Source organism: Vagococcus teuberi (assembly GCF_001870205.1).
Taxonomy (GTDB): domain Bacteria; phylum Bacillota; class Bacilli; order Lactobacillales; family Vagococcaceae; genus Vagococcus; species Vagococcus teuberi.
In genome coordinates, this window is record NZ_CP017267.1 from 864,431 (window position 1) to 878,609 (window position 14,179).

Here is a 14,179-nt window from a genome sequence, read left to right on the forward strand (position 1 = left end):
TGGAGCGATAAATCTAAAAGAATATAGCAATCTTCCTGTAGAAGTAAAAGAAGAGTTGAAAGTATTTTCTAATTCTTTGAAAGAAGTTTAAAATCTAATAATTTTACAGATAAGTTAACATAAATCACGTTAAACCTAGTTAATTAATCATGGTATTCTTTATGAAAAAGGAGTGATAAATATGAAATTAGGTTTAAAAAATAATGAAGTAGTCATTGTTCCTTATAATCAAGAGTGGGAAATAGAGTTTAACGGAGTTAGACAAGAAATATTAAAAAATATAAATTTAAATTGTAATTGTATAGAACACGTAGGAAGTACTGCAATAAAAGGAATTAAGGCCAAACCGATTATAGATATTTTAATAGGAGTGGACGATATTTCTAAATTAGATGATTCTTTTTTTAATCAATTAAAAAAATTAGGTTTTTATAGGTTAAGGATACAAAAACATGACGAAATCGTGTGTGCTAAATTCATAGATAACACATTTGAAATTAAAACTCATATTATTCATTTAGTAAATTTTAATCAAAAAAAATGGAATGATTTAATTCTATTTCGTGATATTCTTAGAACTCATGACAATATAAAAAAGCAATATGAAAATATAAAACAAACTTTTTTAGAAAATAATCTTAATGAGATAACAGCATATACAGATTATAAAGAAAATTTTGTAAAAGATACACTGAAAAATTATAGAGAATAGTTATTTAACTCATAGGAAGATATAATTACTATTTAACGATGTAACACAAATTATCAACTATTTGGGATTTAGACATCTACTTCGTGTATCTCAACTGGTCTGCCTCAATATTAAAAAGGAATCCCATAAAATGGCGATTCTTTTTTTCGAAATAGTGAAATATTGAATCTGATGTTGGTGGAAAACGTTATTTAGTCAATTCGTGTATATAAGGTTTTTGAGCAAAATATTCTTATTTGATAAAAATTAATGAAAGTTTAGTTACCAAATATCTAATAATGAGTTCTTTCTTGTAAAAAGCATTGATATGACCTTAAAAACATAACTAATCTAGCAACAGCACGTGTCCTTTTGTTATAATAAAATAAAATAGATGCAAATAAAGGAGTATTAACAATGGACTCATTGAATATTATCAACAACTTAAAAAATCAAACGATTAATTATGATAGTGTTTTGCTTAAACTAATAAAAAAGTGGGAAGATGAATCGTTTCGACCAAAGATTTTACTTCATAGTTGTTGTGCACCTTGTAGTACCTATACATTAGAATTTTTAACGGATTATGCTGATGTCACTATTTATTTTGCTAATTCAAATATATATCCTAAAAGTGAGTATGAGAGACGAGCCATTGTTCAAAAAGAATTTGTTGAGCAATTCAATAGAAAGAACGATAAACATGTTGAGTTTATTGAAGCTAAGTATGAACCAAATGTTTTTATTCAGACGATGACTAAAAAAGGATTAGCCAATGAACCTGAGGGTGGCGCACGTTGTGAAAGTTGTTTTCAAATGAGATTAGACTTAGTGGCCGAAGAGGCACATAATAGAGGTTTTGATTATTTTGGGAGTGCCTTGACGATTTCACCTAAAAAAGATGCTCAGTTGATTAATTCTATTGGACTCGATATACAAAAAATATATGATGTATCTTATCTGCCGAGTGATTTCAAAAAAAGAGGTGGGTACCAACGTTCAATAACCATGTGTAAAGATTACGACATTTATCGCCAATGCTATTGTGGGTGTGTGTTTGCCGCTACGAAACAAGGTATTGATTTAAAAGCAATTAATAAAGAAGCAAAAGACTATATTAATAACAAAACGCCACTCTCCTAAAAGCGAGAATGGCGTTTTATTGCTTAAAAAATCATTGGCACAAGGGAGTTTGTATATATTTTTAGGACATCCTCTACACTCAAAGGAACGTATGCTTTCGTGCTAATGTTAGAGTGATGCACTGCTTGTTCAGCCATTTCTTCTAAGAGAGACTCATCAATCCCCACTTCTGGCAATGTCATTGGCACACCCCAATCAACAAAAGTGTCATACGTAAGTTTAATAGCCTCTTTGGCTGTGATGTATAAGTCATCATTTACCTCTAAATCAAAGACACGATGCCCATATAAAGCAAATCGTTCAACAGTATCATCATTTAGGACATGTTCCATCCATCTTGGTGTTAAGATAGCTAATCCAATACCATGAGTGATGTCATAGTAAGCACTTAACTCATGTTCCATTGGATGACATGACCATACTCCGAATTTTCCGTTTCCTGTCAAACCATTAAGAGCAAGAGAGCTTGCCCACATTAAGTTAGCACGAGCTTCATAATTTGTTGGTTCTTTAAGAGCGGTAGGCGTGTAGTATAATACAGTTCTCATTAACCCTTCTGCAATGCCATCTTGAACCATTGTATCTGGCGTTTGATTAAAATAATTTTCAATTAAATGAGAAAAAATATCTGCTGAGCCAGCCATTGTTTGATAAGTAGGCACTGAGAATGTATAAGTTGGGTCTAAAATAGACACCTTTGGAATCACTAAACGACTATGGAAGCCTAATTTTTCTTTGGTTTCTTCATTTGTGATAACTGCTCCTCCGTTCATTTCTGAACCTGTCGCGGCAATCGTTAATATTGTCACTATAGGCAAAGCTTTTTCAATGGTAACAGCCTTGTCTGTGATAAAATCCCAAGGGTTTCCTTCATGAAAGACACCCGCTGCAACAGCTTTAGAACAATCAATAGTTGATCCACCACCAACTGCTAAAATTACATCAACTTGATGCTCTTTACATAGTTTAACTCCTTTTATGACAGTGTCTAGTCTTGGATTTGGCTCAATACCGCTAAGTTCGACTATTGTTGTCTCTTCACCGATTAATTCGTAAATTTTATCGTATAACCCACTACGTTTGATACTTCCCCCACCGTAAGCTAGTAGAACAGTTTTTCCATATTGGTTTAATACTTTCGGTAATTGCTGAATTTGATCTTTTCCAAATAATGTGTTTGTTGGTGCATGAAAATCAAAGTTTTTCATCATCTATTCCCCATTTCTATGATTTTATTGTCTTATGTTTTATTTGTTTTGTCAATAATATAACTTTATTGGTTATGTTTTGGTTAAATGAATTGTTTTGCGATTTGTCATCAATGTTCTATATTGTGTGATATATGTTATTTAATTTTCATTATTGCTTTTTATGCATAAAACATAAAATCCCATATTTATTTTACTTATATAAGTTTTAAAGTATATATTGTATTTATTAATTTATTTATATAGAAAAAATGTGTTTATTTAGATTTTTTTATGATGTTTATATTTAGTTTAATCTATATTTTTGTTTATTAAATACAATTAGGAGTAGTTAAATTAATAAATTATTTATAAAAACAGTAAAAAATTGTTTGAATTTGTTTGAAAGTGGTAAAATAAGGTTGTATTAAAAAACAAGTTGTTGCTTGGAGGAATCAGAATGAGAGTAAGCATATTTACTAGCTGTGTCGTCGATTTAATGTTTCCAAATGTTGGAATAGCCATGGTAGAGGTACTAGAACGATTAGGATGTGAGGTAGATTTTCCAGAAAAACAAATTTGCTGTGGTCAACCAACGTTTAATAGTGGTTATGAAAAGAAGAGTAAAGCAACACTCATTAATCAATTAGAAGCATTTGAAAACTCAGATTACGTAGTAGGTGGAGCAGGATCTTGCGTGGGTATGTTACGTGAGTATCCTGAGTTGTTGAAGGATGATGAGGTGTATTATCCTAAGGCAGTTGAACTAGCAGAGAAAACATACGAATTTAGTCAATTTATTTACCGAGTATTAGGACTAACAGATGTAGGTGCTTGTTATGAAGGAAAAGCAACCTATCATCGTTCTTGTCACATGACACGTCTGTTAGGAGAAAGAGAAGCACCGTTTGTATTATTGGATAATGTGGCAGGGTTAGAAATGATTCCATTAGGCCATATTGAAAATTGTTGTGGTTTTGGTGGAACATTCTCAGTGAAAATGCCAGAGATTTCTGAGCAGATGGTTACAGAAAAAATGAATGACGTTATTAATACGGGAGCAGATACTTTAATCAGTGCCGATATGGGTTGCTTAATGAATATCGGTGGTAAGTTTAACCGAGATGGTAATCCGATTAAAATCATGCACATCGCAGAAGTATTAAATTCAAATGTCGATACTAGTCGAATTCAATTATCTAGCGAGGTGGCAAACTAATGGGATTAACAACAAGTACAAAACCATTTAAAGAGCGATTGGAAGATAGTAAAAAAGATGTGTTTATGCAACAAGCTGTGGCTAAAGCGCAAGACGAGCAATGGGTAAAACGTGAAGGTGCTCGTGATAAGTTAGGTAATTGGCAAGAGTGGCGTGAGTTAGGTGAGAGTATCAGACAACATACCATTGCATACTTACCCGATTACCTAGAACAATTTAGTGACAATGTCGCCAAACAAGGTGGATATGTTTATTTTGCTCAAACAGCAGAAGAAGCGAATGAGTATGTCAAACAAATCGTCTTAGAGAAAAAAGCAAAAAAAATTGTTAAATCAAAATCAATGGTTACAACAGAAGTCGATGTTGATCCTATGCTTCTAACACTTGATGGTGTAAGTGTGATGGAAACTGACTTAGCAGAATTTATTTTGCAAATGGATGATTGGGATGAACCATCACATATTGTGTTTCCAAGTATTCATAAAAATAGAGAACAAATTCGTGCGGTTTTTGAGAAAAAACTTGGCTACAAAGGAGATAATGATCCGGTTAATCTAGCTAGATGTGCCCGTGAAGTCATGAGAAAATTTTTCCTTGAAGCAGAAGTGGGAATTACGGGTTGTAACTTTGCGATTGCCGATAGTGGTATGATTAACTTAGACACAAATGAAGGAAATGCTGATTTGACGATTAGTATTCCAAAAACACAAATTGTCTTAATGGGAATGGAACGGATTGTCCCAACGATGAAAGAAGCCGAAGTTTTGGATAACTTACTGGCTAGAAGTGCGGTTGGTCAAAGTTTAACAACTTATGTGACGTTTGCTGGACAAAAACGAGCAGATGAATCAGATGGACCTGAAGACTTCCACGTGATTATCGTGGATAATGGTCGTTCCAACGCTTTAGGAACAGCTTTCCAACCAGTCCTACAATGCATTCGTTGTGGTTCATGTTTGAACGTGTGTCCTGTATATCGTCATATTGGTGGGCATGGTTATGGGTCTATTTATCCAGGACCAATTGGTGCTGTCTTATCTCCAGTGCTGGGTGGATACAAACAGTTTGGAGAGTTGCCTTACGCATCAAGTTTGTGTGGTGCTTGTACAGAAACATGTCCTGTTAAGATTCCACTACATGAATTATTAATCGAGCATCGTAAAGTGATGACAGATGATTTGAAAATGAAACACGGATTTGAAGATTTCCAAATGAAAGTCATTGGTAGTGGAACTACCTCACCATTCTTATTTAATTCAGCGATTCATATGGCACATGGTGGAATGGGTGTATTAAGTAAAAAATCGCCAACTTCTGTTACAAATATGTACCAGTTTGGAGGCTTTATTAATAAAGGGCCTGGATTAGTAAAAGGCTGGACAGATGTCAGAGATTTACCAAGGCCACCAAAATACAAAGATAGCTTTAGAAAATGGTTTAAAGATCATAAGGCAGGTGCAGACAATGACTAATATTCATAATCGTGAAAAATTTTTAGCTAACCTACATGAAAAACTCGGCACAACACCTTTAAATGTTGCAGATCATCCATACATTCCAATAAATGATTTGCCACAAACACACTTAGCAGATAAGAATGTAGACGAACTACTTGGCATTTGTAAAGAAAAAGTCAAAGATATTCATACTGAGTTGTTAGATATTCCATCAAGTGAGTTACATAATACATTGAAAAAATTGATTGAACAATCAGGAAATGGAAATATTTTATTACCTAAAGATGATCGTTTTTCTAAAGAGTTATTAGATTTTCTAGAAACAGAATATAGCTCTGATATTTCTTATTGGGATGAGGGAGAAGAGTTTCGTGATAGTAACATAAAAAAAGCAGAAGAAGCCAATGTCGTGATTGCTAATGCTGATTTTATGCTAGCGGAATCTGGCTCGATTGTGGTAGAAACAACACCAGGTCAAGGACGTTCGCTACACTTTTTACCAACACATTATATCTCGTTGATTAAAAAGAGCAGTATTGTGGCTCGCTCTACACAAGCAGCTAATTATTTTGCTGAAAAAATTGAAAAAGGTGAATCTGTTGGTTCTGCCATTCATTTTATTTCTGGTCCATCAAACTCTGGTGATATTGAGATGCAATTAGTTGTAGGCCTTCATGGCCCATTAAAAATGTATTATGTTGTATTAAATGATTTATAAACAAGCAAAAAGCATGTAGAGATTTTTCTACATGCTTTTTTAAACTGTTTGTCCTTGTACAAAAGTAACTGGTAAAAAATAATGGTCTTCTAATTTTTTCTCCACGTCATCAATTCGTTGCATTAACAAGTCAATTAAGATATCGGCATAATCAGTCAGTGGTTGCGCGAGAGTGGTTAGTTGAGGGAAGTAAGTTCTGATAAACTTTGTTCCATCATAGCCAATCAATTTCATATCTTCAGGAATCGAAATACCTAGTTGTTGACACTGGTTGTAAACTAAGATCGCTGTTAAATCATCCGTGCAAAACAACCCATCAATGTCTTCGTTTTCTAAAATTCGTTTGATTTCGATGTTTTTTAAGGCAGCTGACTGATAGCTTTGGTCAAACTTAAATACTTTAGGTGTTAATTGATGTTCTTCCATGAACGAAAGATACCCATTCAGTCGTCTATTAGTTGGTGAGTTTGAGCGTTGAGATCCCGTTAAAATAGCAATATTTCTTGCCCCTTTTAGAAATAGAGTCTCTGTTGCAAGATAGCCACCTTGAAAATTATCACTCCCAACAATTGGAATCCCGTCAGCCAAATGTCGGTCAAAAGACACGATAGGTAACTCGATATTTTCATATTCAGCAATTCCTAAATTATGTGCTCCGGCAATAATACCATCAACTTTATTTGCCGATAACATATTGATATAGTTTCGTTCTTTTTCTTTATTGTTGGCACTATCACAAATGATGCATTTATATCCTCGTTCAAATAATTTTGACTCGACTTTATCAATCAATTCACCGTAAAACGGATTGGATACCGTTGGAAAAATTAACCCAATTAGTTGAGTGCTTTTTCCTTGGAGTGATCTAGCTAAGCTGTTTGGTTGATAGTTTAACTCTTTCATCGCTTGATTGACTTTATCAATTGTTTTTTGGCTCAGTGAACCATAATTATTGATTACACGTGATACAGTGGTTGGTGAAACACCAGCTTTTTCTGCCACATCAGTTAATTTGATTGCCATGTCATGTTATCTTCCTTTATTGATTTGTTTGACGTAGGTTATAGCAAGTAGCGTCAATTTGGCTATCAGAGTCCACATGAATATAAGTGTTGTCTGCTTTAGGAAACACACGAGCTGTAGCTACCTGTTCGCCATCATTTACAAAGACTTCGACAAGAGATTCGTCTACAAAAACTTGTAATGTTAGCGGTTTTTTACTAATCGAAAACTCTCTTTTAAAGCCGTATTCACTTGCAAATGATTCCCCTACGCTACTTCGGTCGATAATCATTTTACCACAAGTTGTATCAAAGGAAATAGTCAATCCAGTAGCGCCATCTTTATCAGACATTAGTGTGACTAACCCTTTCGTTGATTCATTAAAATCAATCACTAATTCGTAACGAGCTGATTTTGCCTCGTAATTTATTGATTTGATTTCTGTAAAGTCAGTTTGAGTGGTTCTAAGTTCTTTGTATTCTTGTGCAGGTTGTTGATAAAGAACATTTTCTCTTATCGTTAATTCTTTGACTAAACTGAGACAATGAGCCCAACCAAAATCATCAGTCGGATACTCAATTTCAGGTAAGCCAACCCAACTAATAGCCAAAGCACGTCCATCTGGTGCGTTGAATGCTTGTGTGGCATACACATCAAAACCTTCATCCAGATTTTTTAAAGCAGAAGGGTTTGTGATGACATTATTCTCAAGATTGTACTCATCACCAATGACATACATATTTGGGTAGATATTGTCGTAATGACAAACTGATTTATCTAACCCTTGCGGACAAAAAATTAAGAGCGCTTTGTCATTTGAAAAAACAAGATTTGGGCATTCCACCATGAATCCCATTGATTTCTCAGTAAAGTGTAACTCACCATTTAGTGTCCAGTGTTTTAAATCATGACTTGAATAAGTCAGAGCTTTTCCTTCTTTGTCTTTTGTTTGACCACCAATAACTAATAAGTATTCATCATGAAACGGAATGATTTGTGGGTCTCTAAACTCGTGAGTGTAGCCTTTTGGTGGTTCAGAAATTAAAGGTCTATCAAATTTTTCGATAGAGTTATCTTTTGAAAGATAGGCACCTAATTGATAAGAATGACGGCCCCAATTTTCATCTCTAACATTTCCTGTATAAGCAAGTAAAAGTTTGTCATTAACAGGAAGAGCTGAGCCTGAGTAGACACCATGACTATCAAAAGCCATATCAGGTTGTAAGGCTAACCCTTGATATTCCCAATCAAGTAAGTTTGTTGATGTTAAGTGAGCCCAAGATTTTACCCCGTGAACAGGGCCAATTGGGTAAGCTTGATAAAATAGTTGCCATTTTCCATTGAAATAAGAAAAGCCGTTTGGATCATTTAATAGTCCGGTTTTTGGTTGTACATGAAACCCTAATCTCCAGGGAGAGTTTGTGACTGTATCAACTAGTTCATCGATGTATTCTGTCTCCCAATCATTGTAATGACGATATCTTTCAGGTGTTGTCCATTCTTTTTTTAATGCCATAATTATCCTCCCGGTAAGCGTGTTCGATACATAAATAGTAAGGTATTTGTTAAGTATTGTCAAACGTATAACAATTTTATGGATCCTGTTACATAGAAGGTTTTAAATGATAATAAAAATATTTTGATAAACGTTTGACATTTATAAGGAAAGATGCCATAATTTTATCAAGAAAAGCGATTTCAATCATAAACATTTTTGTAGGAGGAGAAACGATGGATTACAAAAAAGTCGCACAAGAGATTAGTGATGCCTTAGGAAAAGGTAATTTACAAGCTGCAGCTCATTGTGCCACACGTTTGAGGTTAGTGTTAAAAGATTCTGGGAAAGTTAATCAGGTGGCTCTTGATAATATTGACGCAGTCAAAGGGACATTTGAGGTTAATGGCCAGTTTCAAATTATTATTGGCGCAGGAGATGTAGACAAGGTTTACAAAGAACTTGTTGCAATCACAAATGTGAAAGAAGTGTCAACGTCTGATGTGAAGGAAGAAGCTGTATCAGATAAAAAACAGAATCCTGTTATGACGTTTATCAAAGTTTTATCTGACATTTTTGTGCCAATCGTTCCAGCGTTAGTTGCGGGCGGTTTGTTAATGGCTTTAAACAATGTCTTAACAGCGGAAAACTTATTTGGTGCACAATCTGTTGTCCAAATGTATCCTGTTTTAGAAGATTATGCTGGAATTATTAATTTATTAGCGTCAGCACCATTTGCATTCTTACCAATCCTTGTTGGTTTTTCTGCCACAAAACGATTTGGTGGGAACCCTTATCTAGGGGCAGCAATAGGTATGGCAATGGTTATGCCAGACTTGGTAAATGGTTATGGTGTGGCAAATGCGATTGCAGATGGCACGATGAACTATTGGCATATTTTTGGTATGGATGTGGCTCAAGCCGGATATCAAGGTTCTGTATTACCAGTTTTAGCAGTTTCATGGATTTTAGCGACGTTAGAGAAATTCTTCCATAAACATATCTCAAATGCCTTTGACTTTACATTTACACCGATGTTAGCATTGATTATCACAGGATTTTTGACATTTACTTTTGTTGGACCTGTTATGAGAGGATTTTCTGATGGACTAACAGATTCTTTAGTTTGGTTGTATGACACAACTGGAGCTATTGGATTAGGTGTTTTCGGACTATTTTACTCTCCAATTGTTATCACTGGGTTGCATCAAAGTTTCCCAGCTATCGAGACAACTCTGTTAGCTGATGTAGCGAAAACGGGCGGATCTTTTATTTTCCCAGTTGCTTCTATGGCGAACGTTGCTCAAGGTGGGGCAGCATTAGCGATTATGTTCTTAACAAAAAATGAAAAACAAAAAAGTTTAGCAACATCAGCAAGTATTTCAGCTCTATTAGGTATCACAGAGCCGGCTATTTTTGGGGTTAACTTAAAACTTAAATTTCCGTTTATCTGTGCGATGATTGCTTCAGGTGTGGCAACCACTTTTATTGGATTTTTCCACGTATTAGCAGTGGCTATGGGGCCAGCTAGTGTGATTGGGTTTATCTCGATCGCACCAAAATCAATTCCTTATTACTTGATTGGGATTGTCATCAGTGTTGTAGTAGCATTTATCACGACTTATCTATATGGTAAGAAAAATAGTCATTTACTTGCAGAAGCAACACCGACACAAACATCTGATAATGTAGCAGTTGAAATCAACGAAGACCCTGAAGAAGTAGTTGAATCAGTACAAGATGATGTAATAGAAGCACCTATCACTGGTGAAGTGGTTCAATTGAAAGATGTGAATGACCCAGTATTCTCACAAGAATTGATGGGTAAAGGAATTGCGATTTTACCAACAGATGGTAAAGTCTACTCGCCTGTTGATGGTGAACTAACGGTTGTGTACGACTCTAAACATGCTTATGGTATTATGTCGGACAAACACGCAGAAGTTCTAATCCACATTGGAATTGATACAGTTCAATTAAATGGTGAAGGATTTACGACTGAAAAAACAACTGGTGACATCGTCAAAAAAGGTGATTTACTAGGAACGGTTGATTTAGAAGTATTGAAAGAAAAAGGTTATGACTCAACAGTCATGATGATTGTGACAAACACAAATGCCTTCAGTAGTGTTGAAGCTTTAGATAAAAAAGAAGTGTCTGCTAAAGAAGATATTTTAGTAGTGACTCAGCCAACAGAAAATTAATAGAAAACACGTTTATTTTGATAGATAATCAGAATAAACGTGTTTCTTTTTTTATGATAGTATTGGAAATCTTTTTTCTAGACTGTATTGGATTTTTTCAATCAAAATACATAAAATCCAGTAGATACAAGCAACTAAAAAGTACATGGATAGGAAGTTAAATTCTCTCCCACCAATAATTTTAGCTTGTTGGAAAATATCTGTTACGGTAATCATGGCTGCAAGAGATGAGCCTTTAACTAAATCTATGGCAACGTTACTCATAGGAGCAATGGCAATTCGAATAGCTTGTGGCATGATGATGTCTTTGACGATTAACGTGTTTTTCATACCGAGTGCTCGTGAGGCTTCCCATTGTCCATGATTCACACTATGCATCGAACTTTTAAATATTTCAGATAAAAAAGCACTACTTGTGAGTCCAAAGCAGAGAATACTCGCTAGGACGGGATTAATTTGCATAGGTAAACCAAAATAAAGAGCAAAGAGCAAGACAATCGCCGGAATTCCTCTAAAAAATGAAGAGTAGACGATTAAAATAGCGTTGATGAGACCATTGTTTAACAATCTTAACAGGTAAATCAAACTGGCTAAAACAGAACCTAGTAAAAATGATGCGACACTAATCAACAAAGTATAGGGCAATCCTTTTAATACAAAAGGAATTGACTCAATCATTAACGTTGTATCAATTATCATGTTTACTCAACCTCAATTGTTTTTGATATCTTAACAGTTGGCTTTTTAGAAATATCTTCTCCATAAAAAGAAGTAGCAATTTTTGTTAAGGTTCCATCTTTTTTCATGTCTGTGATAGATGAATCAATTTCTTTTTTTAATTCTTGGTTATCTTTATTAATGACAAGACCTGAAGATGATGGGTTGAAATAGACATCTTCTAATATTTTAACAGGCATATCTGGTAGAGCAGCAACAGCCATTTTTTGTAAGTAATAGTCATTTAAGATAACATCTGTGCGTCCCTTGACTAAGTCAGTCATGTATTGATCATTTGTTGCGTTGTCATAATTTACTAGGGTGGCACCTAATGATTCGGCTACTTTCATATAGGTAGTAGAAGCTTCGCCTGCTGCTTTTTTACCTTTTACATCATCTAAAGAGGAAATACCTGAATTATCTTCTTTTCTAACGACCATACTACCAAAAGAATATTTGATTGGTTCAGATAAACTAAATTTCTCTTCACGTTTTTTATTGATTGAAAAGTCATTTGCGGCGATGTCTGCTTTATGTGTTTGAACAGCCGATAACATGCCATCGACGTTAAATTCTTTAAAGGTCACTTTTTTGTTTAGTCTTTTACCGATTTCTTTTGTTACTTCCACGTCATAACCGGTTAACTCATTTTTGTCATTGTAGTATGAACTTGGAAATAGTGTACCTGATGTCGCAACAACTAATTCGTCTGATGCTACTTTTTTAGTTGGATTTTCTTTTGTGTCATTTTTACACCCACCTAATATAACCAAACATGCTACTGATAAATATAATAACGTTTTTTTCATTTTGTCTCTCCTTCAAAATTGATCAGGTTGAGTATAAACAGATGACTGATGAAAATCTATTAGATTGACCTATTTAGTGAATTTATTCAGAGAATAGTTCCTTTATCAAGGTTTTGTGAAACAATATTGTTTTTTTTATGGAATCTTAGATGTTTAACATGATCTTTGGTATAATAAAAGAAAAAACAAGGAGTGTTGAGATATGCCATTAGTTCATATTGAATTACTTGAAGGTAGAACAGCAGAACAAAAAGAATCGTTAGTGAAAGACGTGACCGAAGCAATTGTGAAAAACACAGGAGCGAAGACGGAAAACGTTCATATCGTGATTTCTGATATGAAAAAAGGTGACTATGCAGTCGGCGGTAAAATGAAATAACACTAGACAATGTACTTTATTCAGACTAGTAATATTGAAAAAGGTATGATAAAATTGAACAGATGATTATAGTTCAAGAGAAGGAGAGTTAATATGTATCAATTCTTATTAACCCTAATGTTAGTGTTATCCATTTTAATTATTATCGCTGTGATGATGCAACCAAGTAAGCAAAATAGTGCTGCTAGTGCGTTTTCAGGTGGTGCTAGTGAATTATTTGGAAAAACAAAAGCACGTGGGTTCGAAGCGTTTATGAAACGTGCGACAACAGTATTAGGATTCGCATGGGTGGCAGTGGCTATTGCACTTGCGTATTTGTCATCAAAATAATGTCAGTGTATCTCCTGTTATGACAGGAGATTTTTTTATTGTTATAATGATTTGGTAGATGTGTTTGGGAGGAGTTAAACAATGAAAGTAGAACCATTTTATTCAAAGGTAAGTCATAAGGCTGTGTTGTTATTTCATGCTTATACAGGAAGTTCAAATGACGTGAGAGCATTAGCTAGAAGAATTGAAAGAGAAGGGTTTTCAGTATATTGTCCCATGTTTACAGGACATGGCACAATGGAGCCAATGGATATATTAAAGCAAACATCAGATGTGTGGTGGGAAGATGCTAAACGAGCTGTTGAGTTTCTAAAAGAAGAAGAGCATGAAAAAATCGCCGTTTTTGGTCTGTCTATGGGAGGTTTGTTTGCGATGAAATTAATCGAGACCTATCCTGACACGTTTGTTGGAGGGGGAACGTTTTCTTCTCCGCTAGACCCTAGTGATGCAACCAATATTTACCTGAATTTTTTTAAGTATTGTGAGTATCGTTATGATAAATTAAATCTTTCTTTAGAAGAAAAGACAAAAAAATTGGATAGTATAAAAGACCCTCTTGATATCCAACTTAAAGATATCAGTCTAACCGTACAATCAGTATATGAGGGATTATCTAGAATAGAGAAAAACATTTTTCTTGCTCAATCGGCTAAAGATGAGATGGTCAGAGCAAAAGGTGTTTATGATGCTGCAGTAATTATGGAGAAAGCATTTGTCGATGTTCATTGGTACCCAAACAGTACACATGTCATCACAGTGAGCCATGATAAGATTCAGTTTGAAAAAGATGTGGTGCAGTTTATCCACAAATTATCGTGGGAATAGGAG

Annotated in this window: 14 protein-coding genes; 9 read left to right on the top strand and 5 right to left on the bottom strand. The window is 34.6% G+C overall.

Annotated features, from left to right (window positions below):
* The first annotated feature begins 181 nt into the window (after window positions 1-181).
* Window positions 182-712 carry a GrpB family protein gene (locus BHY08_RS04165; RefSeq protein ID WP_071456678.1) on the top strand — a complete coding sequence of 177 codons (531 nt, stop codon included), beginning with the start codon at window positions 182-184 and terminating at the stop codon, window positions 710-712.
* 396 nt (window positions 713-1,108) lie between these two features.
* Window positions 1,109-1,834: an epoxyqueuosine reductase QueH gene (locus BHY08_RS04170; protein WP_071456679.1), complete on the top strand. Its 726-nt coding sequence runs from the start codon at window positions 1,109-1,111 to the stop codon at window positions 1,832-1,834.
* Between the two features lie 23 nt (window positions 1,835-1,857).
* On the opposite strand, the gene BHY08_RS04175 is transcribed toward BHY08_RS04170, so the two are convergent.
* A complete protein-coding gene (locus BHY08_RS04175; protein WP_071456680.1) occupies window positions 1,858-3,042 on the bottom strand; it encodes an iron-containing alcohol dehydrogenase in 1,185 nt (394 codons plus the stop codon).
* Window positions 3,043-3,481: 439 nt separating this feature from the next.
* Between BHY08_RS04175 and BHY08_RS04180 the strand changes: the two genes are divergently transcribed.
* Genes BHY08_RS04180 through BHY08_RS04190 form a run of 3 tightly spaced genes read left to right on the top strand, consistent with a single transcriptional unit; the run spans window position 3,482 to window position 6,415 of the window.
* Window positions 3,482-4,240: a (Fe-S)-binding protein gene (locus BHY08_RS04180; protein ID WP_071456681.1), complete on the top strand. Its 759-nt coding sequence runs from the start codon at window positions 3,482-3,484 to the stop codon at window positions 4,238-4,240.
* Entirely contained in the window at window positions 4,240-5,712 is a 1,473-nt protein-coding gene (locus BHY08_RS04185) for a LutB/LldF family L-lactate oxidation iron-sulfur protein (protein WP_071456682.1), read from the top strand. The genes BHY08_RS04180 and BHY08_RS04185 overlap by 1 nt, the downstream gene beginning before the upstream one ends.
* Entirely contained in the window at window positions 5,705-6,415 is a 711-nt protein-coding gene (locus BHY08_RS04190) for a LutC/YkgG family protein (RefSeq protein WP_071456683.1), read from the top strand. The genes BHY08_RS04185 and BHY08_RS04190 overlap by 8 nt, the downstream gene beginning before the upstream one ends.
* Window positions 6,416-6,454: 39 nt before the next feature.
* On the opposite strand, the gene BHY08_RS04195 is transcribed toward BHY08_RS04190, so the two are convergent.
* Together BHY08_RS04195 and BHY08_RS04200 are read right to left on the bottom strand one after the other, a co-directional pair.
* Complete coding sequence (locus BHY08_RS04195; RefSeq protein WP_071456684.1) at window positions 6,455-7,438, bottom strand: LacI family DNA-binding transcriptional regulator; 984 nt, start codon at window positions 7,436-7,438, stop codon at window positions 6,455-6,457.
* A 16-nt stretch (window positions 7,439-7,454) separates the two neighbouring features.
* Window positions 7,455-8,933: a sucrose-6-phosphate hydrolase gene (locus tag BHY08_RS04200; RefSeq protein WP_071456685.1), complete on the bottom strand. Its 1,479-nt coding sequence runs from the start codon at window positions 8,931-8,933 to the stop codon at window positions 7,455-7,457.
* A gap of 215 nt (window positions 8,934-9,148) precedes the next feature.
* On the opposite strand from BHY08_RS04200, the gene BHY08_RS04205 reads away from it, so the two are divergent.
* Window positions 9,149-11,116, top strand: coding sequence for a sucrose-specific PTS transporter subunit IIBC (locus BHY08_RS04205; RefSeq protein ID WP_071456686.1), 1,968 nt, complete (start codon window positions 9,149-9,151; stop codon window positions 11,114-11,116).
* A 51-nt stretch (window positions 11,117-11,167) separates the two neighbouring features.
* Here BHY08_RS04205 and BHY08_RS04210 read toward each other — a convergent pair whose 3' ends face one another.
* Both BHY08_RS04210 and BHY08_RS04215 read right to left on the bottom strand, forming a co-directional pair.
* A complete protein-coding gene (locus BHY08_RS04210) occupies window positions 11,168-11,815 on the bottom strand; it encodes an amino acid ABC transporter permease (protein ID WP_071456687.1) in 648 nt (215 codons plus the stop codon).
* A gap of 2 nt (window positions 11,816-11,817) precedes the next feature.
* Window positions 11,818-12,642 carry a transporter substrate-binding domain-containing protein gene (locus BHY08_RS04215; RefSeq protein WP_071456688.1) on the bottom strand — a complete coding sequence of 275 codons (825 nt, stop codon included), beginning with the start codon at window positions 12,640-12,642 and terminating at the stop codon, window positions 11,818-11,820.
* Window positions 12,643-12,844: 202 nt separating this feature from the next.
* On the opposite strand from BHY08_RS04215, the gene BHY08_RS04220 reads away from it, so the two are divergent.
* The 3 genes from BHY08_RS04220 (at window position 12,845) to BHY08_RS04230 (ending at window position 14,176) form a co-directional block, all read left to right on the top strand.
* The gene (locus tag BHY08_RS04220; protein ID WP_071456689.1) at window positions 12,845-13,021 is read left to right on the top strand and encodes a 2-hydroxymuconate tautomerase; all 177 of its coding nucleotides are present in this window, start codon (window positions 12,845-12,847) and stop codon (window positions 13,019-13,021) included.
* 93 nt (window positions 13,022-13,114) lie between these two features.
* Window positions 13,115-13,351, top strand: coding sequence for a preprotein translocase subunit SecG (gene secG, locus BHY08_RS04225; RefSeq protein WP_071456690.1), 237 nt, complete (start codon window positions 13,115-13,117; stop codon window positions 13,349-13,351).
* Between the two features lie 81 nt (window positions 13,352-13,432).
* On the top strand, window positions 13,433-14,176 hold the full coding sequence (locus BHY08_RS04230) for an alpha/beta hydrolase (protein WP_071456691.1): 744 nt from the start codon (window positions 13,433-13,435) through the stop codon (window positions 14,174-14,176).
* The last annotated feature ends 3 nt before the right edge of the window (window positions 14,177-14,179 follow it).

Coding starts and splice junctions, on each gene's coding strand:
- BHY08_RS04165 (WP_071456678.1), top strand. CDS start 182: ATGAAATTAGGTTTAAAAAATAATGAAGTAGTCATTGTTCCTTATAAT.
- BHY08_RS04195 (WP_071456684.1), bottom strand. CDS start 7,438: ATGGCAATCAAATTAACTGATGTGGCAGAAAAAGCTGGTGTTTCACCA.
- BHY08_RS04190 (WP_071456683.1), top strand. CDS start 5,705: ATGACTAATATTCATAATCGTGAAAAATTTTTAGCTAACCTACATGAA.
- BHY08_RS04185 (WP_071456682.1), top strand. CDS start 4,240: ATGGGATTAACAACAAGTACAAAACCATTTAAAGAGCGATTGGAAGAT.
- BHY08_RS04170 (WP_071456679.1), top strand. CDS start 1,109: ATGGACTCATTGAATATTATCAACAACTTAAAAAATCAAACGATTAAT.
- BHY08_RS04220 (WP_071456689.1), top strand. CDS start 12,845: ATGCCATTAGTTCATATTGAATTACTTGAAGGTAGAACAGCAGAACAA.
- BHY08_RS04205 (WP_071456686.1), top strand. CDS start 9,149: ATGGATTACAAAAAAGTCGCACAAGAGATTAGTGATGCCTTAGGAAAA.
- BHY08_RS04180 (WP_071456681.1), top strand. CDS start 3,482: ATGAGAGTAAGCATATTTACTAGCTGTGTCGTCGATTTAATGTTTCCA.
- BHY08_RS04230 (WP_071456691.1), top strand. CDS start 13,433: ATGAAAGTAGAACCATTTTATTCAAAGGTAAGTCATAAGGCTGTGTTG.
- BHY08_RS04175 (WP_071456680.1), bottom strand. CDS start 3,042: ATGAAAAACTTTGATTTTCATGCACCAACAAACACATTATTTGGAAAA.
- BHY08_RS04210 (WP_071456687.1), bottom strand. CDS start 11,815: ATGATAATTGATACAACGTTAATGATTGAGTCAATTCCTTTTGTATTA.
- secG (WP_071456690.1), top strand. CDS start 13,115: ATGTATCAATTCTTATTAACCCTAATGTTAGTGTTATCCATTTTAATT.
- BHY08_RS04200 (WP_071456685.1), bottom strand. CDS start 8,933: ATGGCATTAAAAAAAGAATGGACAACACCTGAAAGATATCGTCATTAC.
- BHY08_RS04215 (WP_071456688.1), bottom strand. CDS start 12,642: ATGAAAAAAACGTTATTATATTTATCAGTAGCATGTTTGGTTATATTA.